This window comes from Nonomuraea sp. NPDC050643, assembly GCF_040654715.1.
Taxonomy (GTDB): domain Bacteria; phylum Actinomycetota; class Actinomycetes; order Streptosporangiales; family Streptosporangiaceae; genus Nonomuraea.
Window position 1 is genome coordinate 1 of sequence record NZ_JBFAIM010000027.1, and the last position, 25,528, is coordinate 25,528.

Consider the following 25,528-nt stretch of genomic DNA (forward strand, 5'->3'; position numbering starts at 1 on the left):
CCGGTGTCGCGGTGGATCTCCTTGAGCTTGCTGCGCAGCGTCCACTTCAGCGCCGGGTCCACGACTGTGAGCGGCTCGTCCAGCAGCACGGCGGCGCCGAACCCGGTCCGGTAGAGGGTGTCCGGCGTCGAGGCGGTCAGGAGGCGGCGCAGGTCGGGGTGCCATCCGGCCGTCCGCTCGGCCAGCAGGTCCCGTACCGCGGCCGGGTCGTCGTGAGCCTGCGGCGTGAAGCCCGCCGGGACGGCGTCGCGGTGCATGATGAACGCCCACAGGACGTAGTCGTCGTCCTGTGAGTCGGCCAGCAGCCGCTCCGGGTCGATCCCGAGCGCGCGCACCCGGTCACCGAGCCTGGCGGTGATGGCCGCGGGGTCCTCGCGCCGGCGGAAGATCGCGGTGAACAGGAAGTCCGTGCGCGGCCAGAAGACGTTCCGGCCGGCGAGCAGCCGGTCCGGCAGCCATCGGCGGTTGTCCTCGGTGAGGAACAGCTTGCCCGCGACGGCCGTCGCCGGCAGGGTGGCGCGGCCTACCTCCGGGTGGAGCTGCGCCCACACCCGGGAGCCGGCGCCGTCGGCCGCGACGAGCACGTCGGCGGTCGCGGTCTCGCCGTCGGCGAACTTCGCCGTGACCGTCCCGTCGTCCGCGCGGGCGAAACCGGTGAACTCCTTGCCGAAGTGGACGACGTCGTCCAGGCCGGCCAGCAGCAGTCGGCGCAGCGTGACACGGCTGACCGCGTGGTCGCCGGTGGCGGGGTCGAGCGGGTCGTGAGGGGGGCCGTCCTGGCCGATGAGGACGAGCGGACGCATCCGCTCGTCGAGGAAGGTGATCCCGGGGCCCGGATCGCCCGCGGTGGCCACCAGCACCTCCCAGAGGGCGGGCGGCAGGCAGGCGTGCAGGGCGACGCTTCCGGCCGGCTCGATGTTCAGCCGGAAGCCCTGGAGCCGCGAGTCGGCCGTGCGGTCCCGTTCGTACACGGTGACGCGCACGCCGGCCCGCCTCAGGCCCTGCGCCAGGCAGAGCCCGCCGATTCCGCCGCCGATCACGGCGACGTCCAAACGCCGAGGCGACATGGATGTCCGCCTTTCCGTACGAGGGCGCGCCCGCCGGGCGAGCCCGTGCCGTCAGCTTGGCCCGGCCCCGTCCGCGAGTTCGGCCAGGAGCCGGTCGTGCCAGGCGACCTCCGTCTCGAGCCGCATCAGGGTGTGGTCGAAGGCGACGGCCTCCAGCCTGCTCAGGTAGGGGTCGGCCTCGACGCGCAGGTTGCGCCAGAAGCCGAGCTGCGCGGCGTAGGAGTCGCGCCGCTGCCGGGCGGCCGTGCGCAGCTCGTCAGGGGTGATCTCGCCGTGGTGCAGGAGCACGAGCTGGATCGGGTCCGGCCGGAACCTGGTGTCGGACAGAACGGACCTGATCACCGAGACCAGCTCGGCCCGGCCCTTGCCGGTGATGCCGTAGACCGTCCGGGCGGGCAGGTTGCCCTCCTGCTCCGTGCGGACCACCTCGACGACGCCCTCGTCCGCCATCCGGCGCAGCGCGCCGTAGAGCGATCCGGGCTTGATGTCGGCCCACAGCTCGACCCGGTCGATCTGGGCCGCGGCCCGGATCTTGTGCCCGTGCATGGGACCGCCGTCGGCCAGGGCGCCGAGAATGAAGAGTCGAGTTGCTCGCACATGAGTACTCAAACACGACTACCATCCACTACGCAAGGATGAGTACTCAAAAAGGAGTGGTCGACAGTGGCGAGGATGATGAGACTGGTGTGGGAGGTGGCATGGCGTTGGAGAACGAGGACCGGCTGTCGGACTCGCCGTACATCGAGCGCGTCTACCGCAGCGAGGGCGTCAGCACGGCGGTGCGCATGCACTCGGTCGCGAACTCGAACTGGGAACTGGTGGTCTGGGAGGATCACGGGCGCGTGCACGTCGCGGTCCGTGGCCCGGAGACCGGGCCGACCACGGTGGACCACATCCCCGAGGGCTTCTCGTTCGGGATCATCTTCGCCCACGGCGCGTCCATGCCGCACCTGCCGGTCCCGCGGCTGGTCGACTCGGCGGTGATGGCCCCGCACGTGTCGCCGGCCGCTCTGGTGCTCCGGAAGGAGGAGTTCGAGCTGCCGACCTTCGGCAACGCCGAGGATTTCGTGCACCGGCTCGTGCGCGCCGGCATCCTGGTGCGCGACCCGATGGTGGCCGACGTCGTCGCGGGCGACGACGCCCCGCGGCTGGGCGCCCGCTCGGTGCAGCGCCGGGTGGTGGCCGCGACCGGGCTGACACAGGGGGCGATCCGGCAGATCGAGCGCACCCGGGAGGCGGCCATGCTGCTCGGCGAGGGCGTCGCACCGATGGACGTGGTGCACCGGCTGGGATATTACGACCAGCCGCACCTCGCCCGCTCGCTCGCCCGTTTCATGGGCCGCACGGCGACCCAACTCCAGCGGCCGGACCCGGACGAACCCCTGTCGCTTCTGTACAAGACCGGACAGTGACCTCCTCCCTACCGTGGACGCGATGCCGCAGACGGCCCGCCCACCGAGCACGGGAGTAGATCCATGCCGAAGTTCGCCCTGATGTACCAGTACGACCCCGCCGTGGCCGGCCCGACCGAGGACGAGCTCCAGGAGTGGCTCGACCTCGACAAGGAGGCGCGGGGTGCCGGCGTCCTGGTCCACGAGGCGGGCTTCCACGACGCCGGCGCCGCCCGGACGGTGTGCGTGCGCGACGCCGCCACGATCGTCGACGACGGGGTGACCGCCGCGCCGGGCGCCGTCGTCGCCGGTTTCTACGTCGTCGACGTCGCCGACATCAACGCCGCCACCTCGTGGGCGCGGAGGATCCCCACCGCCCGTTACGGCAGTGTCGACGTGCGCCCCGTGGTCGAGTACGACGGGTGAGCACACGGCCACCGCGTACTGCCGGCGTGACGTGTTCCTCTGGGAAAGCCCACGTTCCCGCCATGTGATCCCCAGCATCGGGTAACGGCCGCCGATGGCAGGCATGTTGGGTGCCTAAGGTGGATTCATGGCTGAATTTCGTCATTCGACCCCCAGGTCATCGCAGATTGGAGCGGGGTAGACCGTGCGGGGCCACGCCGATCAGGCGGTCCGGCCGTACGTGTCCGGAGTGGACGACGCTCTGGTCCGGGCCGCCCGTGAGACCGGCGCGCATGTTGGCATGATCTACCTTCTGGCCGACGATCCGGATGTCCTGCTGATGGAGACGGAGATCGGGCTGCCCGGCCACATCGTCAGGCCGTGGAGCAGGCTCAGGATGGCCGCCGACGCTCCGATGACCGCGGCCGTCCGCCGGCGCAGGCTGATCTGGGTGCCCGATCACCAGGACCTGGCCCGCCGCTTCCCCGGGACGGCGCTCGCCCTGCCGTATTCGTTCGCGACCGCGGCCGTTCCGCTGCACACCGGCTCCCACCTGTGGGGCGGCTGGGTGCTGCTGTGGCCCACCCCCCGCGCGCCCGAACTCAGTCCCTGCGAACTGAAGATCATCAACGCCACCAGCCACGACCTGGCCACACTGCTGCGGCGGGCGGCCGACGGCGGGCATCCGCTGCGCTGCACGGGCGAACCCCGCGTCCTGACCCCGGCGCAGACCCCGCCGGTGGACCCGGGCGACGCCGCGGCCAGGTACCTCGACCGGCTCCACGACGGCTGTGTCGCGCTCGATCTGGACGGCGTCATCACCTTCGCCAGCGCCACGGCGGCCGGCCTGCTCGGCGCCGGCGGGGCCGAACTGCGGGGCCGGATGCTGTGGGAGGTCGCCGCCTGGCTGGCGGATCCGGTGTTCGAGGACGGCTGGCGGGCCGCGGTGATCGGCCGGCGGGCCACCTCCTGCACGGTCCGGGACCCGGACGGCCGCGAACTGGTGTTGCGGCTGGATCCGGACCCCACCGGAGTCAGCCTGCGCATCACACCTCTCGCGCCTGTCACTCCTGTCACTTCTGTCACGATCGATCGGCCGGAGTTCTCCGCCGGGCCGCCCCGCGCGGACGTCGTCCACAATTTCCTGCACATGGCGGCGGCGCTGACCCGGACGCTCAATGTGCGCGAGGTCGTCGATGTCATCACCGCCCACGTCATGCCCGTCTTCGGGGCCCAGGCCCTGGCGATCCTGATCGCCGAGGGCGGCAAGATGCGGATCGCCGGCTCGTACGGCTACCGGCCCGACGCGCTCGACCGCCTCGGCGGCCTGCCGGTGGCCTCGCCCACCCCCGCCGAGCACGTCCTGGGAACCGGCGCGCCCCTGTTCTTCACCGATGGCGACGAGCTGCGCCAGAGGTTTCCGCGGGCCGGGCACGATGACGGGATGGCGGCCTGGGCGTTCCTGCCGCTGACGGTCTCGGACGACACCGTCGGCACCTGCGTGCTCGCCTTCGACCGGCCGCACCCGTTCCCTGACGACCAGCGCGCCACTCTCACCGCCCTGGCGGGGCTGATGGGCCAGGCGCTCGACCGGGCCCTCCTCTATGACACCAAAGACCGGCTGGCCCACAGCCTGCAGACCACGCTGCTGCCGCGTACCCTGCCGGAGATCCCCGGCCTGGAGGTGGCCGCCCGCTACGTGCCCGCCACCCGCGGCGTCGGTGTCGGCGGCGACTTCTACGACCTGATCCGGCTGAACGACACCACGGCCGCGGCGGTCATCGGCGACGTCCAGGGCCACAACATGACGGCCGCCGCCCTCATGGGCCAGGTGCGTACCGCCATCCACGCCCACACCGTCGCTGGCGCCAGCCCCGGCGACGTGCTCAAGCACACCAACCGCCTGCTCATCGACCTGGACACCGACCTGTTCACGAGTTGCCTGCTCATCCACTTCGACCTGCAGTTGCGCACCCTCCGCGCGGCCAACGCCGGGCACCCGCCGCCGCTGCTGCGCCCGCCCAGTATGCCCGCCGAGGTCATCGACGTCCCGCCCGGCGTCGTGCTCGGCATCGACCCGGACGCCGACTACCCGACGATCGAGGCGCCGTTCCCGCCCGGCGCCGTCGTCGCCCTCTACACCGACGGCCTCGTCGAGACCCGCGGCATCGACCTGGACGACGCCATCGACGATCTCGCCGCCCACCTGACCTGCGCCGGCGAAGGACATCCTCAGCGGCTCACCGGCCTGCTGCTCGACCAGGCCGCCCACACCCGCGACAACGCCGACGACGTGGCGCTGCTGGTCCTCCAGCACGGCAGCGGCCCGCACCCGGCGGCCGAGCGCGCAGGCTCCCGATCGGTGCGGCGGCCGGCGTAACGGCTGGAAGCCGCCCGCCCTCGCTGTTGACGGTCGCGCCGGCCTCGTGCCCCTGACCGCGCCGACCACCACGTATGGCCTCGATCACTTCCCGCGCCGCCCTTTTTAGCGCGACCGTGCTATATTTTTTAGCACGATCGCGCCAAAAAAAGGGGGAACGGTATGGCGTCGCCAACCCGGCAGGAACACGTCGCGGCTCCGCCGCGCGAACGCATCACGGCACTCGATGTCCTGCGCGGCATCGCGATCCTGGGGACGTTCGGCACCAACGTGTGGCTCTTCGCGCAGCCGGGCGGGCCGGCCGCCTGGTTCGCGGACGTGCTGAAGCCTGCGGCCTCGGCCGCCGAGTGGGCCGAGAGCGGGCTGCTCGCCCTGGCGAACGGCAAGTTCCTGGCCATGCTGACGGTGCTGTTCGGGGTGGGGATCGAGCTGCAGTACCAGGCGGCCCGGCGGCGCGGCGCGCCGTGGGCGGGGCGGTATCCGGTGCGCGCGGCGATCCTGTTCGCCGAGGGGCTCGTGCACTACCTGCTCGTGTTCGAGGGCGACGTGCTGATGAGCTACGCGATCACGTCGCTGCTGGTCGCGTATCTGGTCGGGCGGAGCGATCGGGCGGTGCGGGCCTGGATCTGGGTGCTCGGCACGCTGTCCGCCGTGTCCATCGCCCTGGTCACGGCGTTGCTGACCACCCTGCCCGAGCAGACCGGCACCGCTCCGTACGATCCCGCGGCGACGGCGAGCTGGGTGGACCAGGTCGTCCACCGGTTCACCGACGCCGGGGCCTATCGGCTGGAGACGCTGATGATCCTGCCGTCGTCGGTGGTGCTGTTCCTGATCGGGTCGCGCCTGGTGCGGGCCGGGGCGTTCGGCGACAGCGAGCCCGGGGCGCGCATCCGCCGCCGGTTGACGCTCTGGGGCCTCGGGCTCGGCCTGCCGCTGAACGTGCTGGTCTGGCTCGCCGGCCCGGACTTCTTCCTCGTGGAGCGGTACCTGGTCCCGCCGCTGATCGCCCTGGGCCTCCTCGCGCTCGTCACGACGTGGACGCTGCGGGCGCGCGGCGGCCCCACGCGCCGCGGGCTCACCGCGGTCGGCAGGACCGCCCTGTCGTGCTACGTGCTGCAGAACCTGCTGGCCGGCATCGTGTGCTACGGCTGGGGGCTGGGGCTGGCCGAGCGTCTGGCCGGATTCCGCCCGTGGTGGGTTCCGGTGCTGTGGGCCGTGGTGTCCCTCGTCAACGTGGCGGCGGCCACCCTCTGGCTGCGGCGGTTCGACCGGGGCCCGCTGGAGCTCCTGATGCACCGCATGCGGGGGGCCTGAGCGGCCCGGCGCTCAGCTCGCGGGAAGGCGCAGGGCCGAGCGCCGGGCCCAGGTGGCCCAGCGCCAGAGCCACTCCAGGGGGCCCTGGCGGTAGCGGCGCAGCCAGAGGGTGGAGAACAGCCACTGGGCCAGGAGGATGGCTCCCGCGGACAGGTACGCCACCGTCAGGTCCCCTCCGATCGGCAGGCCGAGAAGGTGAGCGGCCGCCAGGACGAGGACCGTGGCGCTCAGATAGCCGGTCAGCGCCATCCGGCCCAGCGGCGCGAAGACGGCCCGCAGCGCCGGGCGCAGCGGCGTTCTGAGCAGGAGCAGCAGGACGCACACGTAGACGCCGGCGAGCAGCAGATCGGCCAGGCCGGAGATGAAGGACGGCTGCGTCGTGTCCGTCCCGGTCTGTACGCCGGCCCGCACCCACAGCGCGCCGGCCGTCCCCGCCGCGAAGGTCAGGCCCAGCAGGAGCGGCCCCCGGGTGGAGCGGTCGATGTGCTCGATCACCCCGTACCGGACCAGTGCCGAGCCCAGCAGGAACAGCCCGGCGATCAGCAGGGGGCCGCCGCCGGCGAACAGCGCCACGGGGACGAGCACGGCGGCGAGGCCGGCCACGGCCCACCGCGGCAGCCAGGTCGAGGGGAGCAGCACCAGCATGCCGACGATGGCGTACTTGGTGAGGATCTCGCCCGGCCACAGCAGCGTGTGCACGAGGCCGATCGCGAGCAGCGCCAGCAGCCGGCGCAGCAGGACCAGCCGTGGGCGGGGCGCGCGGCTCGCGGCGGAGTCCAGCAGCAGCGAGAACCCGATGCCGAACAGCAGGGAGAAGATCGGGAGCCCGAGCCAGGGGTCCCAGTCGCCCATGGGCTGCGCCACGACGGCGGTGCGGTCGTTGGCGATGAGCTGGATGTTGGCGAGCAGGATCTCGCACAGCGTGAACCCGCGCAGGACGTCCAGCGCCGCGATACGCGGCCGGCCGGGGGAGTTCGGCGCGGCCGCCGGGGCCGTCGGCTTTCCGTGATCTCTGGAGGACATGGGCCTCATCCTGCGGATGCGGCCCGGCGCGGACATCGACCGCGGGTCGGGATCCCGCGCTCCGCGACGGTACTTTCGGCCGGTACGGCAGCGCGCGGGCTCAGGCGTGAGCGGCGGGCCCGGCGAGCGTCTCGAGGTGGCGGCGCAGGGTGCGCACCATCAGCTCGGGCGTCATCCGTTCGGGGTGGAGCACGCCCTCCAGCGTCAGGCCGTCGATGAGCGCGCACAGCCGCTCGGTCTCGAGGTCGGCCTCCAGCTCGGGCAGCCCCTTCAGCGCCCGGTGCCGGGCGATGCCGTCCACGATCCGCCGCACCAGCATGCGCATGCCGTCGTAGGCCTCCCGCGTCAGCGGCTGCAGCTCGGGGCGGGTGCGGGCGGCCGTCGTGAACGCCAGCCACACCGTGGTCTCGTCGCGCCGCCGCTCGTCCAGCGGCAACAGCTCCGACAGCATCTCCTCGACCCCTTCCGCCCTGGCGGCGCGGTCCTGCGCGGCCGGCAGCGGGCCGATCCGCTCCATCAGCCGCGCGGCCACCCGCTCGATCGAGGCCCGCATCGCGAACACCATCAGGTCGGTGTGGCTGTCGAAGTAGTGCCGCACCGAGCCGATGGCCAGCCCGGCCTCCTCGGCGACGTTGCGCAGGGACGCGTGTTCGAAGCCCGCGCGGCGTACGACGCGGAACACCGCGTCCACGACCTCGTCCCTGCGGGCCACTGGATCGACCACCTTCGGCATGCCGCCTTTATAGCAGATCCATGCTATTTGCTGGTCACGGACGCGCTCGGACCGAAGTTGGCGGCCGGGAGGCCGTTCCGGAGACATTTTGGTACAGACCGAATACGGTGTGTCGTGGACGATCGGTCAAGCCCGTAAGCCTCCGGGAGTTTCATGCGTACCGCAGCGGCAATCCTCTCCTTCCTTCTCGCTATCGCCCTTGTGCCATCCCAACCGGCCAACGCCGCGGGTTCCGCCCTGTCGCTGCCGGGAGGAAAGGCCACCTACGTCGTCTCGCAGGGCCATCTCAAGGCCGCCTCCCAGCAGAACTGGGTACGGCTGGGCAGCTACAGCTTCGCCGCGAACGGCACGGTGACCTCGTCCCTGTACCTGTGGTGGCAACGTAACCCCACGGCCAGGCAGCGCACCGGCATGGTCCCCGACTCGGGCTGCACCACCAAGGCCGGCGGGTCCAACCCGCGCCCCCGCACCTGCGAGGTCCTCACCGCCGGTGGCTTCACCGGCGCTCCCGACGAGAAGCGCACCGGGACCTACACCCTGTCGGGCGACGTGCTGAGCATCCGCTGGAAGATCGCCCAGACGTGGACGGAGCAGTGGTACGTGCGGCCTTCCCCCGACGGGAAGCTGGCCCGCCTCGACCTCAAGCAGAGCTCGCTGGCCACGCACGGCTACGGCTACGGCAGCAACGCCGCGGTCGGCACCCGGCGCGCGATGAGCTCGGTGAAGGCGTTCCCGGGCGCGCTCAGGCAGGACCTGACGAGCTGGGCGCACGGCAAGATCGTCAAGTCGGACAACCAGCCGTTCGGCCTGTCCTCCTTCCGCGCCTGCGCCACCACCACCTCATGCCTGACCTACCTGCAGCCGTCCTCGAAGGGCGCCTGCCAGAAGGAAGGCGGCTGCCCCAAGTACGGCGGCGGAACGGCCGCCAACGTCAGCTCCATCCAGTACTACCTCACGAAGATCTCCAACACCGACCGCCGCGACACGCTGTGGCACTGGTGCACCTGCCTGGCGATGGAGCGGGACGAGTTCTGCTACACCGGCAACTCCCACGTCAAACCGCTCATGCAGATCATCGACGACAGCGGAGCCTTCCGTGGCTGGGTCGGGGCGGAGGCCTCCTTCTCGATCGGCGCCGCCCGCGGGACGGACATGATCGCCGTGTTCCGCATCACCGACTTCCACTGACCGCGCCGGATCGGGCTCGCCCTCGGGTGGCGCCTGTTCAGTCGTTGAGCAGCCGCCAGGTGGTGAGGGCGAGTCTGGCCCGGATGAGGCCGGTGGGGTCGGTGGGGTCGATGCCGAGGGCGCGGCTGAGGTGGTCGAGGCGGCGGGCGACGCTGCTGTGGTGCAGGTGGGTGGGGTCGATGGTGGTGGCCAGGATGGCGCCGGTGCCGGCGAGGGGGGCGGCGGTGGCGATGGTGAGCCGGTCCAGCAGGCGGATCGCGCCCTCGACGTGCGCGTCCAGTTGCGACAGCCGCTCGGCCAGTGCCTCCATGGGAGGAGGATAGGGCTCCCGGCCGGTGGGCAGCGCCGGTGGAGTGCGCCGGTGGGCAGCGCCGATCGACTGCGCCGATCGGTGCGCGATCGGGGCCGGATGCCCGACGGATGGCGGATGGTCTCCGGGGCGGCAAGCAGCAGGATGGTCGGCATGGATCCCGAACTGGAAGCCTTCCTCCCGCTGTTCCCCAAGGACGACCTGAGCGACCCGGTCACCACGCGTGAGAACTATGCCGAGCGGGCCGCCGCGAGGCCGGCGCCGGACACCTCGGGCATGGAGGTCGAGGACCGCACGGTGCCCGCCGATCCGGATGTGCGGGTGCGGATCTATCGCCCGCGTCAGGCGCGGGGGGCCATCGTCTGGCTGCACGGCGGCGGCTTCGTCATGGGCGACCTGGACACCGAGCATCCGTGGGCCGCGCGGATCGCCGCCGACTCCGGCGCGGTGGTGATCTCGGTGAACTACCGCCTGGCCCCAGAACATCCGTTCCCGGCCGCGTTGGACGACGTCTACGCGGTGCTGACCTGGACGGCCGAACACGCGGCCGAACTCGGCATAGACCGGGCCCGGATCGCGGTCGGCGGTCACAGCGCCGGCGCGGGGCTCGCGGCCGCGGTGGCGCTGCGGGCACGCGACGAGCAGGGGCCGCCGATCCGCTTCCAGTTGCTCAACGAACCCGGGCTCGACGACCGGCTGGAGACCTGGTCGGCACGGACCTTCACCGACACGCCCTGGCTGTACCGCGAGAAGCTCGCGGCGGCGTGGCGGCACTACCTGGGCTCCGCGCCCGCGACGCCGTTCGCCGCCCCGGCGCGGGCCGGCGACCTGTCCGGCCTGCCGCCCGCCTACCTCGCCACGGCCGAGTTCGACCCGGTTCGCGATGAGGTCATCGGCTACGCGCTGCGCCTGCTGCAGGCGGGCGTGTCGGTCGAGCTGCACCAGTGGGCGGGCACGTTCCACGGGTCGCAGGCGGTCCTGTCCGCCGAGGTGTCGCAGCGTCAGATCGCCGCGCTCGGCGCCGCCCTGCGCCGCGCCCTGGCCGAGTAGGCGGTCCCGGCATGACGGTTACCCCGATCGATCTCTTCGCGTCCCTTCTCCGCTTTCACGAAGGCGGCGAGATCCACGCCGGGAGAGCGGCGATGGACTCCGACCAGGACGGCTGGCAGTTGACGGCCTTCCACGCGAAGACCGACGCCGACGTCCACGCCGATCACTGGGAGGTCCACCCCGAGGCCGAGGAGATCGTGTCCTGCCTCATCGGGAAGATCCGCCTCTACCTCCGTCCGGAGCGGCCGGGGCAGGAGGAGGAAGAGATCAGGCTGGTGGCCGGCACCGCCGCCATCGTCCCGCGCGGACGATGGCACCGCATCGAGCTGGACATCCCCAGCAACATCCTGGCCGTCACCCTGCCGCGCGGCAGCCGGCTGGAGAGGCGGGCCGACACCTAGACCCTGCTCCCGCACCCGCGGCGCCGTGGTGGAGCACGAACGCGGGCGGCGAGACCTCAGCGCGCCCGCGTCGTCCGTGCGTCGCGGTTAGAGCCGGGAGCGTCAGAAGTCGTCAGGGGTACGGACGCGGTCGCGGATCCAGACGCCGGCGGGCTTGAGCCGCGAGGTGCCCGCGAAGGGGCCGCCCGGGCAGGTGCCCTGGGTGAAGACGGCGCCGCTGCGTTCGTCGTCGGAGTAGTTCCAGTTGACCCAACTGATCTTCTTCTGCGCCATCAGGTCGAGGTACTGCTGCGACCTGGTGAAGTTGTTCGACCCGTCGCCGGAGGACGTCTGGGTGCCGAACTCGGTGACGAAGACGGGGATCCGGTCGGCGGCCCTGGACAGGGTGTTGAGGTATTCGGTGCCGTGGGAGGCGGCGTAGAAGTGGAAGGTGTACATGATGTTGGTCGCGTTGACCGGGCTGCTCACGATCTCTGCCTCGGTGGCGCCGTCGGAGACGCCGAGCGAGGACCAGGCGCGGGTGCCGACCAGGATCGGGGTGTCGGGGTCGTACTGCCGGATCACCGGGATGAGGTCGTGGGCGTAGGTCCTGATGGTGGACCAGGAGACGCCGTTGGGCTCGTTGGCGATCTCGTACAGCAGGTTGTTCTTGCCGTTGTGGCGCTGGGCGATCTCGGTGAAGAAGGTCTTGGCCCGTGCCAGGTTGTACGCGGGGTTCCCCGGGCTGAGCATGTGCCAGTCGACGATGGCGTACATGCCTCTGGCGGTGGCCTGTTCGATCAGGTTGTGGACGCGGTCGGTGAACAGGCGGGGGTTGGTCTCGTAGCCGTCCTCCTGGATGTACATCGAGATGCGCAGCACGTCGGCCTTCCAGTCGCCGGCCAGCGCGTCCAGGGAGGCGGTGTTGAGGCACTGGTAGTACCACTGCAGGCCGTGTGAGCTCATGCCGCGCAACTGGATCTGCTTGCCCTGCTCGTTGCAGAGCCGGACGCCGCACACGCGCAACTGGCCGTTGGCCTGCACGGGCGTGCCGGTGGAGGGCGTGCCGAGGACCAGGCGGTCGAGGTTCGGGCCGCCGTTGGCGGTGGTGGCGGTGGCGCGCACGGTGTTGACGCCGGCGTTGAGCGTGGTGGTGAGCGTGGCCTCCTGCCAGGTGGTCCAGGCTCCGGTGCCCGGGAAGTCCCGGGTGGACGTGGCGCCGTTCACGGCTATGGACATCGGGCGGTTGGTGGTGGTGCCGTTGGCGTACCTGAGAGTGAGGGTGGCCTGGCCGGCGGTGGCCGCGTCGATGGCGAACTCGACGTACGAGCCGGTGATGTTGTCGTAGTTGACGAACCCGGAGCCGCTGTAACCGGCGTGGTTCGATTCGACCGCGCCTTGGGAGACGGTGGCGTTCTCGGCCTCGTACGTGGTCGCGGCCTGGGCTGGAACGGCCTGCAAGGAGGCGGCGACGATCGCGGCCAGGACGGCGAGGCGCGCGGATCTGAACATGGGGGGTGAGCTCCTCTCCTCATTCATTAGGAAACCTTACTAACGAATGTGGGAAGCGTAGATCGGATGTCTACCGAGAACAAGACCCAAATCTGACCCGCGCGGTCAGGAACCTGCCGCGGCTCAGGCGCGAGTGCGGTGCACCAGGGCGCGGGGAGGGGTTCGGCGCAGGTGGCGATGGATGGCGTGGCGGAGCTGCTCGGAGGTCATCGGGTCGGTCGACAGGGCGCTGCGCGAGCCCTTCGATGAGCGCGTCGAGCTCCCGGGCCGTGGTGGCGTCGAAGTGGCGCTCCAGCGCCCGTCGGCTGCGCGCCCTCCAGGCCGGCGTGACCGCTCGCCGGGCCGGGTCGCGCGCCGCGGCCACATCACATGTACGGACGTACGCATCGCCCTGCGGAGTGGGAGGCGGGCGGATCAGGGTTCGTCCGTGGCGGCCGCCGGCGCGAGGCGGGCGAGGTGGGCGCGAATGCTCTCGACGTCCACCCCCCGCTCCTCGGTCCGGTCGACGCCGAGGGCGGCCATGATGGCCAGGGCCTGCGTCCAGTGGTGGCGGGCCTGGGCGGGCCGGCCGAGGGCGGCGTGGGCGTGGGCGAGGCCGTCGTGGGCACGGGCCTGGTCGCTCGGCTGGTCGAGGCCCGAGGCCAGGTCGAGGGCCTCGCGGTGGCTTTCGAGCGCCTCGTCGGCGTGCCCGGAGTCGTACTGCAGCCGGCCCGCGCCGTGGACGGCCTCGAAGTGCCAGTTGCGGTTGCCGATCTCGCGCGCGATGTCGATGGCCTGCTCGTAGCAGTCGAGGGCCCGTTCGCGCAGCCCCTGTTCGCGGTAGAGATGACCCAGGCCGTTGAGGTTGGTGAGCTCGCCGAGCCGGTGCCCGGCGCTGCGGGCCAGGCTCAGGGCCTGCGAGAAGCACTCTTCGGCCGGCCCGAGCCGCCCGCGCCTGAGGTGGGTGTGGCCGAGGCCCATCAGCGCCCGCGACTCGCAGGTGCGGTGATCGATCGTCCTGGCGAGTTCGAGGGCTCGCGTCAGGTGGTCGGCGGCGGCCTCGTAGCGTTCCATCAGCCGGTAGACCTGGCCGGAATCGATCAGCGCGTCCAGCTCGCCGGTACGGTGGCCGATCGCCCGGGCGATGCCGAGCGACTCGGTGAAGGCCTCGGCGGCCGGGGGGAACTGCCCTTGATAGGCCCGGATCGTGCCCAGGCTATGCAGCGCACGCAGCTCGCCGGCCTGGTGACCGGTGGCGCGGGCGAGGTCAAGGGCGCGCATGGTGTCCTCGAGCGCCGTCTCGTACCGGCTCCGTACGCAGTGGATCTCGCCCAGCCCCAGGAGGGCCTCCATCTCGCCCGGCCGGTCCGCGGTGGCGCGGGCGGCGGACAGCGCCCGCCGGTGCAGGGCCTCGGCCTCGGCGTAGCGGCCGCGGGTGCGCAGGCATCGGTGCAGCGTGGCCGACAGGTGCCGGATGTGCTCGGGAAAGCCGTGCCCGGCGGCGTGCTGGGCGAGGGCGAGCAGGTTGCCCAGCTCCGCCTCCAGCCACGCGGTGGCGCTCGGCTCATCGGGCATGGAGACGGTGTCGGCCGGCAGGTGGGGCCGCATGTCCGCGTCATAGGGATAGAGGCGGTCCATCGCGGCCGATGCGGCCTGGCCGTAGTGGTCGAGCAGCCGGGTCAGGGCGGCGCGCCGCTCGGCTTCCGGCTCTTCGCGGGCGGCCATCGCGGCGGCATGGGCGCGGATCAGGTCGTGCAGGCGGTAGCGGCCGACGGCCGGCTCCTGCAGCAGATGGGCCTCCATCAACCGGTCCAGCAGGCGTACGGCCGGCTCCGGGGTGGTGGCCAGCAGCACGGCGGCCGCCTCGGCCGCCAGGTCCAGGCCGACGTACGAGCCCAGCAGCCGGTACGCGCGCCGCTCGGCCGCGCTCAGCTCCCGGTACGACAGGTCGAGCGCGGCGGTGACGCTGCGCTGCCCCGCGTGCAGCTCGCTCAGCAGGCTCTGGTGCTCCTCCAGCCGCTCCAGCAGGTGCTCCACGCTCCAGGACGGATGGGCCTTCAGCCGGGCCGCGGCCAGCCGGATCGCCAGCGGCAGCAGCCCGCACCGCCGTACCATCTCGGCCAGCGCCTCCCGCGGCACGCCCGCCACCCGCTCCCGGCCGGCGGTGTCCGTGAACAGCGTGATCGCGTCCCCGACCGGCAGGACGTCCACCGACACCGTGCGGAAGCCGTCCAGGCCGACCAGCCGCCGTCTGCTCGTGATGAGCACCAGGCAGCCACCCGCACCCGGCAGCAGCGGCTCCACCTGTGCCTCGTCGGCGGCGTTGTCCAGCACGATCAGCATCCGGCGCTCGGCCAGCAGGGTGCGGTAGAGCGCCGCCCGATCGTCGACGTGCTGGGGGATGGACTCGCCGGGAACGCCCAGCAGTCCCAGCACGCGGGCGAGCGTGTCGGCCGGGTCGGCCGGGGTCATGCCCTGGGTGTAGCCGTGCAGGTCGACGAAGAGGTCACCGTCGGGGAAGCGGTCGGCGAGCTGGTGGGCGGCATGGACGGCGAGCGCGGTCTTGCCGACCCCCGCCATGCCGTCGATGGCGGTGATCAGCACCGTGGCCGCGCCGCCGGTCTCGTCGAGCAGGGCCAGCTCCTGCGCCCGGCCGACGAACGCCACGTCGGCCGGCAACTGCCGCGGCGTCGTCCGCGTCGGGCGGGGGCCGCGCGGGACGTCGCCCGCCGCGCCGATCAGGACGGACAACTCCGTGGCGTCCAGGCCCAGCGCCTCACCCAGCAACCGCATCGACGTGCTGCGCGGCCGTCGCAGCTCACCCGACTCCAGCCGGCGAACGGTACGCACGCTGAGCCCCGCCTGCGTCGCGAGCTGCTCCTGGGTCAGCAGCGCCCGCTCTCGCCAGGCCCGCAGCAACGCGCCCAGCGGGGGTCTCCCCGTGGAAGGGCCCTCCTCGACATCGTCGAGCGCTCCTGACGGCATGAACACAACTCCCGCGATCAGCAGTCCGGATCAGACTGGGAGACTATGCCACACGACCTCAGGAATGGCGGCAAACGGCCAACAGTCCAGCCGTTGAGACACCGATCCCGTCGCGGGAGAAAATCCTCCATGTCACCACTCATATCGAGGTACTCCGAATCGTCGGTGAGCGCCTATGATCTGACCCATGACGGAGCCTGTGTCCTCGCCGGATCCCCAGTTGGTCGACGCGTTGCGCGCGTTGGCCAACCCGACGCGGCTGCAGTTGCTGGCCTGGTTGCGTGAGCCAGAGCGTCACTTCTCCCTGGAAGGGGCGATCGCCGATCCGGTCGAGGTGGGGGTGTGCGTGAGCCACATCCAGGCCAAGGTGGGGCTGGCGCAGTCGACGGTTTCGGCGTACATGGCCGAGCTGCAGCGGGCGGGCCTGGTGCGGGCGACGCGCGTGGGCAAGTGGACCCACTACAAGCGCGATGAGCGGCGCGTCGCCGAGCTGGTGGCCGCGCTCGGGCGAACCCTCTAGAGCCGCCGCGGGCGAGCCCCGGCCCGCCGCCGGGCGTTACATATCGACATTATGCGATATGTTGATGCGACTGACCCGTCCACGCGTATGAGGAGAAGTTCGATGGGTGGCATTCAAGGTCTGGACCTGGGCCGGTTCGGCGTCTACACCTTTGACTTCGAGCACCTGCCGGCCGCGCGGATGCGCGAGTCGGTCCAGGAGCTCGAGGAGCAGGGCTGGCCGGCGTTCTGGATTCCCGAGCTGCTCGGGCGTGAGGCGTTCACGCACGCGGGCTACCTGCTCGCCGCCACCGAGCGGATGCACGTCATCAACGGCATCGCCCAGATCTGGTCGCGCGGGGCCCGATGGGCGCACGGTGCCGCCCTCCTGCTGGCCGACGCCTATCCCGGCCGGCACGTGCTCGGCCTGGGATTCGGCGGCGAGCCGCGCCCGGGGGCCAAGCCGCTGGCGGCCATGGCCGCGTATCTGGACGAGATGGACGGGCTCGAGACGGTCAATCCCGGTCCGGCGACGCCGATCCGCCGCATCCTGGCCGCGTACGGGCCCAAGATGCTGGAGCTGGCACGCGACCGCGCCGCCGGAGCCCAGACCTACCACGTGAACGTGGCCCACACCGCGCAGGCGCGGGAGATCATCGGCCCGGACGCGTTCCTGGGCGTCGAGCATCCGGTGCTGTTCGAGTCCGACCCCGGCAGGGCGCGGGCGATCGCGCGTGAGCACCTGCGGCCCTACCTGGCCTCGCCGTACAACATCGCCAAGTTCCGCCGGCTGGGCTACGCGGAGGAGGAGATCGCGGGCGGCGGCAGTGACCGGCTGGTCGACGACCTCGTGTTCTGGGGTGACCTGGACACCATCGCCGGCAAGCTGCACACCCACCTCGCGGCGGGCGCCGACCACGTCGCGGTGCAGGTGATCGGGATCGAGCCGGGCCGGTCCGCGATGCCCTACTGGCGCATGCTCGGCGACGCCCTGCTGCCGGAGCGGGTCGCTCCCTGAGCCACCGCCTGAAGGCCGCCGGGCCGGGGCTCAGCGTCGCCGGCCGGGCTCAGCCGGCGGCCGCGATCGGTGGTGCGCCGCTGCCCTCCAGGCGGGTGGTGATCGCGATGCGGTTGTGCGTGTTGATCACCGTCACGGCCCAGATCAACGCCGCGAGCTGGGTCTCGTCGAAGACGCTCGCCGCCTCGGCGTACACCGAGTTCGGGACCTGACCCGCGAAGACCAGGGTGATCGCCTCCGTCAGCGACAGCGCGGCCCGCTCCCTGCGGGTGAGCACCTTGCTGTTGCGCCAGGACCGCACGTCGCGGATGCGCTGCTCACTCTGGCCCATGTCGCGCGCGTCCCGGGTGTGCTGGACGAGAGAGAGGGAGCAACCGTTGATCTGGGACGTTCGAATCCTGATCAGCTGAAGCAGCTCCGGCTCGATCTCCGCGGCCTCCGCCGCGGCCAGGGCGGCCTCGTGCAGGGCGCTCATCGCGTTGGAGACGTCCGGGGTCACATCGTTGATCGCGATCCGCGTGGCAAATGTGGCTTCAGGCATGTCGTGACTCTCTTCTCGCTCGTTGCTAACAAACGGGCACAGCGACGACCCTGGACAGGGGGGTGATGGCGATGACGCACTGCTGGAGTCAGGCCATGCACCTCCGTACGGCACGGGATACGCATGATCGCCCACACCGGTTCGATCGGCCCGTGATCATGGTCGGCGGGTGAGGCGGTCGATCCCCTGCGCGGGCAGCCGGTACGGCTCACCGCAGAAATAGCGGTTCAGCGCGTCGATGACGGACAGCAGCATCGTCGCCACCCCCGGATCGTTGCGCTGCACATTGACCGACAGCGTCATCCGGCGCGTGCCCGCGGCGTCGGCGAAGCCGAAGGTCTGGTAGCCGGGGATCGAGCCGGTCGCGCCCCACATCTGGCCGCAGGTGAGCCCCACCGACTCCAGGCCGAGGCCGTACTGCGGGAAGAACGGGGCCTGCGGCGTGGCGACGCCGGTGCGCATCTGCGCCAGCAGGTCCCGGCCGACCAGCCTGCCGCCGAAGAGCGCCTGGTAGAAGCGGTTGACGTCACGGGCGTCCGACACCACGCCGTAGGCGGCCCAGGCGAAGGACGGGTTCAGCCGGGTGACGGGCTTGAGCGCGCCGGGCGCCGCCGGGTCGGCGCCCTGGGGGAGGTGGTAGCCGGTGGCGTGCGGGCCGCGGATGACGTCCGAGGTCGCGGGCAGGTAGGAGCGGGTCATCCCGGCCGGGCGGAAGATCCTCCGGTCGAGCTCGGCGCTCAGGTCGCGGCCCGTCACCTTCTCCACCAGCAGGCCGAGCAGGATGTAACCCGTGTTGGAGTAGGCGAAGCGGCCCCGCTCGGGGCGCGGCAGCCGCTCGGCCTCGGCGATGAGCCGTTCGGGGGTGTAGGTGCGCCTGCCGTAGTGCCCGGGGTCGGCGAACTCCGGGGCTCTGGCGTAGTCGGCCAGGCCGCCCGTGTGGTTCAGCAGCTCGCGTACGGTGATCCGGTCGCCGCCGGCGACGTGGCCGGGCAGCCGGTCGCCGATCGGCTCGTCCAGCCGTACCCTTCCCTCCTGGACGAGCTGCAGGACGGTCGCGGCCACCATGCTCTTGGTGAGGCTGGCGACGCGGAAGCGGGCCTCGCGCGGCACCGGTGCCCGCGTCTCCAGGTCGGCGGTCCCGCTGGTGGCGATCCAGGTCCCGTGGTCGTCGTCGATCCTGGCCAGGACGCCGGGCGCGCCGGCGGCCACGGTCGCTTCCAGGGCCTGCCGGACCCCGGCGGGGTCCTCGTGCCGGGGCTGCGCGAAGGCCGGTGACGGGGCCAGGAGCGACGCGGCGATGAGTGCCGCGGCCGCGACGCGGCGGCCGTTCGCTGGCGACATGGGTGTTTCCTTCCGGTGGAGGACTGGGATCGATCTCCAGCCTGGAGGCACCGGTGGCCGTCCTCCTCCCCACTCGTGATGATCTCCGCGTGCGACGGCGGTCGCACGCCGCGTACGACTTCCGTCCAGGTCGATCCCGCCGGCCAGGCGGGAGCCGCCGTCCGCACCCGCCGGGACGCTGCCGCACCGGCCCGGCCGCACGGCTCCCGGTCAGGTGAGCCGGTCGACGCGCTCGGCGATCGCCGGGTGGGTCGACCACCAGGCGTACCTGCCGGGCCTGGCGGCCACCAGGCCCGGCACGGGGACCCGTACGGCGGTGCGCAGGTCGGGGACGGCGTCGCACCCGCCGATCTTGAGCAGGGTGGCGGCCAGCAGCGCGGGCTGCCCGGTCTGCAGGGCCGCGTCGTGGTCGGCGGCCAGCTCACGGTAGCGGCTGAGCGTCCGCAGGGGCAGTTGGGCCAGCACGCTGACCAGCCCCATCAGGACGATCCACCCGCCGAACGCCACCAGCAGGAACACGATCGGCAGGTCACGCAACCGCTGTCCGAACGGCACGGGCTTGGAGTGCTTGCGCACATACGTGGTGGCGACTCTCGCGCCCCAGGCCATGGCGACCGCCAGCGAGCCGGCCAGCGTCATCACCGCCACGTCACGATGACGGATGTGCGCGACCTCGTGCGCCATGGCCACGGTGAGCTCGTCCGGTCCCGCGATCCGCGCCCGGGCCAGCCTGCGCGCCATCCACTCGGTCGACCACCACTGCGGCAGGACCACCAGCGCCACCGTCGCCGCCACGACGGGCGGGGCGACGCCGATCAGCAGCGCCAGGCCGATCGCCATGGCATAGACGAGAACCAGCAGCACCATCGCCGCCATCATGCGGGCGACCAGACCATGCTGAGCCACGGGCTCCTCCACCATGCGCTGAGCGAAAAGGGTCTCCGGTCCCAGTGGACCTCTCAGTCCCGAGATCTCCAGGCTCGGCGCGAACAGCGGTCCCGCGCACCCCTCAGAGGTTGAGCCGGGGCCAGGTCTCGGTGTCGCGCAGGAGCTGCCGGTCATGGGTGGCCAGCACCACGGCGGCCCCCGTGGTGGCCAGCGCCTGTGTCAGCTCCTCCACCAGGGTCATCGACAGGTGGTTGGTCGGCTCGTCGAGCAGGACGACGTGCGGCCGCGCCGCGAGCAGCGCGCGGTCGTGGCTGACCAGCACCACCCCGCCCGGATGCGCCCGGAGCCGGGCGGTCAGGTGCTCCAGGCCGCCGGCGTCGAGATGGTTGGTGGGCTCGTCCAGCAGCAGGTCATGCCCGGCACCGAGCAGGCAGGCCAGCCTGATCCGGTAGCGCTGACCGACGGACAGATCGTGACCAGCAACCCTAGACACCGGGACCGCTCCGCGGCCTCGACCCACCGGAGTCCGGCCCACATTTAATATCACATGATACGGTATCGAATGAACGGGTGGCTGCTAATGTGCCCCCATGACCGCCGACGTTCCGCACACGGCCCCCGCTCCGCGGGCGACCGGCCGTCCCGGTGATGCCTCGCCTTTCGCCCTCGGCCTGCTGCTGCGCCGGGCCCACTGGCACGCGGCCACGGTGATGGCGGAGGCGCTTCGGCCGCTCGGCATCGAGCTGCGGCACTTCGCCGTGCTGATCGTGCTGGTCGACCGCGGCCCCACGGTGCAGCGCGACCTGGCGGCGGCGACGGGGTCGGACAAGGCGGGGATCATGCGGGTCGTGGACGACCTGGAGCGCAGGGGGCTGGCCGTGCGCAAGACCGTTCCGGGGGACCGGCGGGTGCGGGCGGTGGAGATCACGCCTCAGGGTGTCGAGCTCTTCGACGCGGCCCATGTGGCGGCGGCGCCCCTGGCCGAGCGGCTGGTCGCCGACCTGGAGCCCGGCGAGCCCGAGCGGCTGATGGAGCTGCTCACCCGCTTCGCCGATCCCGCGGGCGGCGGGGCGTAGACGCCGGCCTTCGGGGCGCTCGCCGGTCAAATCACCTTCCCCAGGGCGTGGCGACTTCTTTGCCTCATTAAAAGGTATTGAATGATACTGTCGTGAGTGCAACGAGAATCGACACGTTGAGCTGTTGGGAGATGGGCGACCTTGGACGTCTACGAGGCGGTCAAGAGCCGACATGCCGTACGGGGCTTCGCCGACCGGCCGGTCCCGAAGGAGGTGCTGGATCGCGTGCTGGCCGCCGCGGCCTGGGCACCGTCCGGATCGAACCTCCAGTCGTGGCGCGTCTTCGTGGTGACCGGCGAACCGCTGGCCGAGCTCAAGAGGCGCGCCGGTGCGCGCGTCGCCGCAGGCGATCCCTGGGATGAGCGGGAGTACGAGATGTACCCGTCCGTGCTGAAGTCCCCGTACCACGAGCGCCGGGCCGCCTTCGGCAAGGAGCGCTACAGCGCGCTCGGTGTCGAGCGCGAGGACTGGGAGGCGCGCCAGCGGGCCGCCAGCGGCAACTGGCAGTGCTTCGGCGCGCCGGCCGCGCTGTTCTGCTACATCGACCGTGACTTGGGCCGGCCCCAATGGGCCGACGCCGGCATGTATCTGCAGACCGTCATGCTGCTGCTCCGCGCCGAAGGGCTGCACAGTTGCCCCCAGATGGCGTGGTCGGTCTATCGCAAGACCGTCGCGGAGATCGTGTCACCGCCGGAAGGGCTCATCCTCTTCTGCGGCATGTCGATCGGGTTCGAGGACGTCGCGGTGCATCACCCCCGTACGGGCCGCGCGCCGCTCGAAGAGACGGTCACGTTCGTCGGAGGCCGGTAACCGCACCCGGGGGAGTTCCGCTTCGACCGCCGGCCGAGAGCCGGCGATCGAGGCCATCACATCATGAGGAGAGACATGACCGACCAGTTCCGCCTCGGCGGCGACCTGACGATCGACCGGCTCGGCTTCGGCGCCATGCGCCTGCCCGCAGGTGGCCCGGGCGGGCCCGCCCGCGACCCCGAGTCCGGCCGCGCCGTCCTGCGCCGCGCCGTCGAGCTCGGCGTCGGCCACATCGACACCGCCGAGTTCTACCGCAGCGGGGACGGCACGGTACGCGCCAACACCCTGATCCGCGAGGTTCTGGCCCCCTACGCGGACGACCTCGTCATCGCCACCAAGGTCGGCCCGGTCTTCGGTCCCAACGGCCCCGGCCAGGGCACCGCCGCCGATCTCCGGCCCCAGGTCGAAGCCAACCTCGAAAGCCTGGGCCTGGACCGACTCGACCTGGTCTACCTGCGCATCGGCGCCATGGAGCCCCCGCACGGGGAGTCGCTCGCCGAGCGCTTCGAGGTGCTCGCCGCGCTGCGCGAGGAGGGCCTGATCCGCCACCTGGGCGTCAGCAACGTCGATGCCGGCCATCTCGCCGAGGCCCGCGCGATCGCCCCTGTCGCGGCCGTCCAGAACAACTTCCACATCGCCAACCGGGACGAGACGGCCGTCCTGGACGCCTGCGCGCAGGCCGGCATCGCCTTCGTCCCCTTCTTCCCCCTCGGCGGCGGCAGGGCCGACATCAACGACCCCGGCCTGGTCAAGGTCGCCGAACGGTACGGCGCCACGGTCCACCAGGTCGCCCTGGCCTGGCTGCTGGCCCTGTCGCCGGTCACCCTGGCTATCCCGGGCACCGGCTCCGTGGCCCACCTGGAGGAGAACCTGGCCGCCCGGTCGATCGCCCTCACCGATGAGGACCTCGCCGACCTCGCCTGACCGCGACCGTTCCGCCTCCGGGAGCCGGTCCTCCCGGCGGCGGAGGGGCCGCCGGACGCGCCCGCGTCATTCCTCGGCGTCGAACCTCGCGCGGGCGCGCTCGACGCTCGGCATGTTGACGGTGGTCCAGCACAGGAGCGCGTCGATCAGCTCCTGGAGCGTGGTCCCCAGCGGCGTGATGCGGTATTCGACGGCGATGGGCCGTGAGCTCACGATGACCCGCTCGACCATCCCGTTGCGCTCGAGGCGCCGCAGCGTCACCGTCAGCGACTTCTGTGTCACGACGGGGATCGCGCGGCGCAGCTCGTTGAAGCGCGAGGGCCGCTCGCACAGCTTGTCGAGCACCTGGAGCGACCATTTGTCGAGCACCTGGTCGAGCAGCTCACGGTGTGGCGCGGTGATCGCCAGGCTCTCGGACGCGTCGTGGGAGGTTTCCAGCATGACACCTGGTCTCGTTGAGGTTCCTTTCGTGTACCAGGTATACGTGGGATACCACTGAAAGGCAAGTGAAGGGACATCCCATGACCGTGCGGTTGCTGACCCCTGAGGGCATGATGCGGCCCGTGCCCTACCAGCACGTCTCGATCGCCACGGGCACCCGCCAGGTGCACGTGGCCGGCCAGATCGCGCGCGACGCGGAGGCGAACCCGGTCGCGACCGGTGACCTCACCGGTCAGGTCGAGCAGGCCCTGCGCAACACCGCGCTCGGGCTGGCCGGCGCCGGGGCGGGCTTCGCCGACGTCGTGCGCCTGCGGTTCTTCGTCACGCACTGGAGCCCGGAGAAGATGGACGACTTCATGGCGGGCATCGAGCGGGTCGCCGAGGAGCTCGGAATACCCCAACCCCTGCCGCCGGTGTCGCTCATCGGCGTCGACTACCTCTTCGAGCCTGACGTGCTCGTGGAGGTCGAGGCGTACGCCGTCCTCGACTGACAGGCGGACAGGGGACGGTCAACGGGTCGGCTCCGTGGCCGTGGGCAGGCCGAGCCGGGTGACCACCGCCGCCACCAGCTCGTCCGGCGGCAGCGTCACCTCCAGCACCAGCCCGGACTCATCCGCGCCGAGGGGCTCCAGGATGGCCCGCTGCGAGTCGAGCAGGCCGGCCGACATGTAGTGGTCGGTGCGGCGGGTCATCCGGTCCCTGATCAGCTCCGCGGACCCGCTGAGGTGGACGAACTCGACGCCGGGCGGGCCCTGGCGGAGCACGTCCCGGTAGGAGCGCTTGAGCGCCGAGCAGGCCAGCACCGTGGAGACGCCCTCGGCGTGCCGGGCGGCCATCCAGGAGGCCAGGTCACGCAGCCACGGCCAGCGGTCCGCGTCGTCCAGCGGGATGCCGGCGCGCATCCGCGCCACATTGGCCTCCGGGTGGAACTCGTCCGCCTCCGCGAACCGCAGGCCGGTCAGCTCGCCGATCCCGCGGGCCACGGTCGTCTTGCCCGCGCCCGACACGCCCATCACCACGACGTGCCGGGTGGTCCCGGGCTCACCAGTCATGGACGGTGCCGTCCTTGAGCCGGTTGAACGGCAGGTACGCCGGCTGGTACGGGAACCGCGCCGCGGCCTGCTCGTCGAGCTCCACACCGAGCCCGGGCAGCTCACCGGGGTGCAGGTAGCCTTCGGAGAAGGTGAACGACTGCCGGAACATCTCGTTGGTCGCCGGCCCGTGCTGCATGTACTCCTGGATGCCGAAGTTGTGGATCGCCAGGTCCAGGTGCAGGGCGGCGGCCATGCCGACCGGCGAGATGTCGGTCGGGCCGTGGATGCCGGACTTGATCTGGTACTGGGCGGCGTAGTCGAGCAGCTTCCGCATGGCCGTGATCCCGCCGGTGTGGGTGACGGCGGACCTGACGTAGTCGATGAGCTGCTCGCGGATCAGGGTCTGGTAGTCCCACACGGTGTTGAAGACCTCGCCGATGGCCAGCGGCGTGGTGGTGTGCCGGCGGACCAGGCGCAGCGCCTCCTGGTTCTCCGCCGGAGTGCAGTCCTCCAGCCAGAACAGGTCGTACGGCTCCAGCGCCTTGCCGAGCCTGGCGGCCTGGATGGGGGTCATCCGGTGGTGCCCGTCGTGCAGCAGCGGCAGCTCGGGGCCGAACTCGTTGCGGACCGCCTCGAAGACCCCGGGCAGGTGGCGCAGGTAGGCGCGGGTGTCCCAGTCCTCTTCGGCGGGCAGCGCGGTGCGCTGGGCCGGCTCGTAGTCGTACCGCTTGCCGTCGGCGCTGGGCTGGGCGGCCACGCCGTACACGGCGTTGATGCCCGGCACGGAGGTCTGCACCCGGATCGAGCGGTAGCCCAGCTCCAGGTGCCGGCGGATCGAGTCGAACAGCTCGGGCAGGTCGCGGCCCGAGGCGTGCCCGTACGCCATGATCCCGGTCCGGGAGGCGCCGCCGAGCAACTGGTAGAGCGGCATTCCGGCGGCCTTGGCCTTGATGTCCCACAGCGCCACGTCCACGGCCGCGATGGCGGCCATGGTCACGGGCCCGCGCCGCCAGTACGCCGAGCGGTAGAGGAACTGCCAGGTGTCCTCGATCCGATGCGGGTCCCGCCCGATCAGCAGGGGGACGACGTGGTCGGCCAGGTATGACACGACCGACAGCTCCCGCCCGTTGAGGGTGCCGTCGCCCAGCCCGGTGATGCCCTCGTCTGTCGTGATCTTGAGGGTGACGAAGTTGCGGTCGGGGCTGGTGACGATGACGTCCGCAGCGACGATCTTCACGTG

26 protein-coding genes and 2 pseudogenes are annotated in these 25,528 nt (G+C 71.6%); 13 read left to right on the top strand and 15 right to left on the bottom strand.

From position 1 onward, the window contains the following. Positions 1–1,067, bottom strand: a 1,067-nt coding sequence (locus AB0I15_RS32115) for an FAD-dependent monooxygenase (RefSeq protein WP_358103387.1), incomplete at its 3' end; no start/stop codon positions are given. Positions 1,068–1,118: 51 nt separating this feature from the next. After that, on the bottom strand, positions 1,119–1,664 hold the full coding sequence (locus AB0I15_RS32120; protein WP_358103390.1) for a PadR family transcriptional regulator: 546 nt from the start codon (positions 1,662–1,664) through the stop codon (positions 1,119–1,121). A 101-nt stretch (positions 1,665–1,765) separates the two neighbouring features. On the opposite strand from AB0I15_RS32120, the gene AB0I15_RS32125 reads away from it, so the two are divergent. The 4 genes from AB0I15_RS32125 (at position 1,766) to AB0I15_RS32140 (ending at position 6,557) form a co-directional block, all read left to right on the top strand. After that, on the top strand, positions 1,766–2,479 hold the full coding sequence (locus AB0I15_RS32125) for a hypothetical protein (RefSeq protein WP_358103393.1): 714 nt from the start codon (positions 1,766–1,768) through the stop codon (positions 2,477–2,479). A 63-nt stretch (positions 2,480–2,542) separates the two neighbouring features. Next, positions 2,543–2,884 carry a YciI family protein gene (locus AB0I15_RS32130; RefSeq protein ID WP_358103395.1) on the top strand — a complete coding sequence of 114 codons (342 nt, stop codon included), beginning with the start codon at positions 2,543–2,545 and terminating at the stop codon, positions 2,882–2,884. A gap of 280 nt (positions 2,885–3,164) precedes the next feature. Then, positions 3,165–5,243: a SpoIIE family protein phosphatase gene (locus tag AB0I15_RS32135; protein WP_358103398.1), complete on the top strand. Its 2,079-nt coding sequence runs from the start codon at positions 3,165–3,167 to the stop codon at positions 5,241–5,243. A gap of 162 nt (positions 5,244–5,405) precedes the next feature. Then, positions 5,406–6,557: a DUF418 domain-containing protein gene (locus AB0I15_RS32140; protein ID WP_358103401.1), complete on the top strand. Its 1,152-nt coding sequence runs from the start codon at positions 5,406–5,408 to the stop codon at positions 6,555–6,557. 12 nt (positions 6,558–6,569) lie between these two features. Here AB0I15_RS32140 and AB0I15_RS32145 read toward each other — a convergent pair whose 3' ends face one another. After that, positions 6,570–7,580, bottom strand: coding sequence for a DUF418 domain-containing protein (locus AB0I15_RS32145; RefSeq protein ID WP_358103404.1), 1,011 nt, complete (start codon positions 7,578–7,580; stop codon positions 6,570–6,572). Positions 7,581–7,680: 100 nt separating this feature from the next. Next, positions 7,681–8,313 carry a TetR family transcriptional regulator C-terminal domain-containing protein gene (locus AB0I15_RS32150; RefSeq protein ID WP_358103407.1) on the bottom strand — a complete coding sequence of 211 codons (633 nt, stop codon included), beginning with the start codon at positions 8,311–8,313 and terminating at the stop codon, positions 7,681–7,683. A 201-nt stretch (positions 8,314–8,514) separates the two neighbouring features. On the opposite strand from AB0I15_RS32150, the gene AB0I15_RS32155 reads away from it, so the two are divergent. Further along, a complete protein-coding gene (locus tag AB0I15_RS32155) occupies positions 8,515–9,501 on the top strand; it encodes a hypothetical protein (RefSeq protein WP_358103409.1) in 987 nt (328 codons plus the stop codon). 37 nt (positions 9,502–9,538) lie between these two features. Here AB0I15_RS32155 and AB0I15_RS32160 read toward each other — a convergent pair whose 3' ends face one another. After that, positions 9,539–9,811, bottom strand: a complete 273-nt coding sequence (locus AB0I15_RS32160) for a hypothetical protein (RefSeq protein ID WP_358103412.1) — start codon at positions 9,809–9,811, stop codon at positions 9,539–9,541. Positions 9,812–9,964: 153 nt separating this feature from the next. On the opposite strand from AB0I15_RS32160, the gene AB0I15_RS32165 reads away from it, so the two are divergent. Both AB0I15_RS32165 and AB0I15_RS32170 read left to right on the top strand, forming a co-directional pair. Then, positions 9,965–10,861 (top strand): alpha/beta hydrolase, encoded by an 897-nt coding sequence (locus AB0I15_RS32165; RefSeq protein WP_358103415.1) that lies wholly within the window; start codon positions 9,965–9,967, stop codon positions 10,859–10,861. A 92-nt stretch (positions 10,862–10,953) separates the two neighbouring features. Beyond that, complete coding sequence (locus AB0I15_RS32170; protein WP_358103418.1) at positions 10,954–11,262, top strand: cupin; 309 nt, start codon at positions 10,954–10,956, stop codon at positions 11,260–11,262. Positions 11,263–11,364: 102 nt separating this feature from the next. Here AB0I15_RS32170 and AB0I15_RS32175 read toward each other — a convergent pair whose 3' ends face one another. Then, on the bottom strand, positions 11,365–12,753 hold the full coding sequence (locus AB0I15_RS32175; RefSeq protein WP_358103421.1) for a cellulase family glycosylhydrolase: 1,389 nt from the start codon (positions 12,751–12,753) through the stop codon (positions 11,365–11,367). Positions 12,754–13,167: 414 nt separating this feature from the next. After that, positions 13,168–15,717, bottom strand: a complete 2,550-nt coding sequence (locus tag AB0I15_RS32180; RefSeq protein WP_358103424.1) for a tetratricopeptide repeat protein — start codon at positions 15,715–15,717, stop codon at positions 13,168–13,170. A 187-nt stretch (positions 15,718–15,904) separates the two neighbouring features. On the opposite strand from AB0I15_RS32180, the gene AB0I15_RS32185 reads away from it, so the two are divergent. Together AB0I15_RS32185 and AB0I15_RS32190 are read left to right on the top strand one after the other, a co-directional pair. Next, complete coding sequence (locus tag AB0I15_RS32185) at positions 15,905–16,237, top strand: metalloregulator ArsR/SmtB family transcription factor (RefSeq protein WP_358103427.1); 333 nt, start codon at positions 15,905–15,907, stop codon at positions 16,235–16,237. Between the two features lie 102 nt (positions 16,238–16,339). Continuing rightward, positions 16,340–17,233 (top strand): TIGR03620 family F420-dependent LLM class oxidoreductase, encoded by an 894-nt coding sequence (locus tag AB0I15_RS32190; RefSeq protein ID WP_358103430.1) that lies wholly within the window; start codon positions 16,340–16,342, stop codon positions 17,231–17,233. Positions 17,234–17,282: 49 nt separating this feature from the next. Here the strand turns inward: AB0I15_RS32190 and AB0I15_RS32195 are convergent, their stop codons facing one another. From AB0I15_RS32195 to AB0I15_RS32215, 5 genes and pseudogenes are all read right to left on the bottom strand, one after another. Continuing rightward, positions 17,283–17,774 carry a carboxymuconolactone decarboxylase family protein gene (locus AB0I15_RS32195; protein ID WP_358103433.1) on the bottom strand — a complete coding sequence of 164 codons (492 nt, stop codon included), beginning with the start codon at positions 17,772–17,774 and terminating at the stop codon, positions 17,283–17,285. Between the two features lie 156 nt (positions 17,775–17,930). Further along, entirely contained in the window at positions 17,931–19,115 is a 1,185-nt protein-coding gene (locus AB0I15_RS32200) for a serine hydrolase domain-containing protein (RefSeq protein ID WP_358103436.1), read from the bottom strand. Between the two features lie 210 nt (positions 19,116–19,325). After that, positions 19,326–20,021: a M48 family metalloprotease gene (locus tag AB0I15_RS32205; RefSeq protein ID WP_358103439.1), complete on the bottom strand. Its 696-nt coding sequence runs from the start codon at positions 20,019–20,021 to the stop codon at positions 19,326–19,328. Positions 20,022–20,124: 103 nt separating this feature from the next. Continuing rightward, a pseudogene (locus AB0I15_RS32210) lies at positions 20,125–20,301 on the bottom strand (ABC transporter ATP-binding protein); the annotation flags it as partial. Further along, positions 20,293–20,475 (bottom strand): annotated as a pseudogene (locus AB0I15_RS32215) (ABC transporter ATP-binding protein); the annotation flags it as partial. The pseudogenes AB0I15_RS32210 and AB0I15_RS32215, both read right to left, overlap by 9 nt. A gap of 118 nt (positions 20,476–20,593) precedes the next feature. Here AB0I15_RS32215 and AB0I15_RS32220 point away from each other — a divergent pair. The 3 genes from AB0I15_RS32220 to AB0I15_RS32230 all read left to right on the top strand — a co-directional run bounded on the left by AB0I15_RS32220 (position 20,594) and on the right by AB0I15_RS32230 (position 22,813). Continuing rightward, positions 20,594–21,079: a MarR family winged helix-turn-helix transcriptional regulator gene (locus AB0I15_RS32220; protein WP_358103442.1), complete on the top strand. Its 486-nt coding sequence runs from the start codon at positions 20,594–20,596 to the stop codon at positions 21,077–21,079. A 141-nt stretch (positions 21,080–21,220) separates the two neighbouring features. Further along, the gene (locus tag AB0I15_RS32225) at positions 21,221–21,889 is read left to right on the top strand and encodes a nitroreductase (RefSeq protein WP_358103445.1); all 669 of its coding nucleotides are present in this window, start codon (positions 21,221–21,223) and stop codon (positions 21,887–21,889) included. Between the two features lie 75 nt (positions 21,890–21,964). Beyond that, positions 21,965–22,813: an aldo/keto reductase gene (locus tag AB0I15_RS32230; RefSeq protein ID WP_358103448.1), complete on the top strand. Its 849-nt coding sequence runs from the start codon at positions 21,965–21,967 to the stop codon at positions 22,811–22,813. Between the two features lie 66 nt (positions 22,814–22,879). Here AB0I15_RS32230 and AB0I15_RS32235 read toward each other — a convergent pair whose 3' ends face one another. Beyond that, positions 22,880–23,254: a helix-turn-helix domain-containing protein gene (locus AB0I15_RS32235; protein WP_358103451.1), complete on the bottom strand. Its 375-nt coding sequence runs from the start codon at positions 23,252–23,254 to the stop codon at positions 22,880–22,882. Between the two features lie 80 nt (positions 23,255–23,334). Here AB0I15_RS32235 and AB0I15_RS32240 point away from each other — a divergent pair, with 80 nt between their 5' ends. Beyond that, complete coding sequence (locus tag AB0I15_RS32240) at positions 23,335–23,745, top strand: Rid family hydrolase (protein WP_358103454.1); 411 nt, start codon at positions 23,335–23,337, stop codon at positions 23,743–23,745. An 18-nt stretch (positions 23,746–23,763) separates the two neighbouring features. Here the strand turns inward: AB0I15_RS32240 and AB0I15_RS32245 are convergent, their stop codons facing one another. Together AB0I15_RS32245 and manD are read right to left on the bottom strand one after the other, a co-directional pair. Further along, positions 23,764–24,306: a gluconokinase gene (locus AB0I15_RS32245; RefSeq protein WP_358103457.1), complete on the bottom strand. Its 543-nt coding sequence runs from the start codon at positions 24,304–24,306 to the stop codon at positions 23,764–23,766. After that, positions 24,296–25,525 carry a D-mannonate dehydratase ManD gene (gene manD / locus AB0I15_RS32250; RefSeq protein ID WP_358103460.1) on the bottom strand — a complete coding sequence of 410 codons (1,230 nt, stop codon included), beginning with the start codon at positions 25,523–25,525 and terminating at the stop codon, positions 24,296–24,298. The genes AB0I15_RS32245 and manD overlap by 11 nt, the downstream gene beginning before the upstream one ends. Between the last annotated feature and the right edge of the window lie 3 nt (positions 25,526–25,528).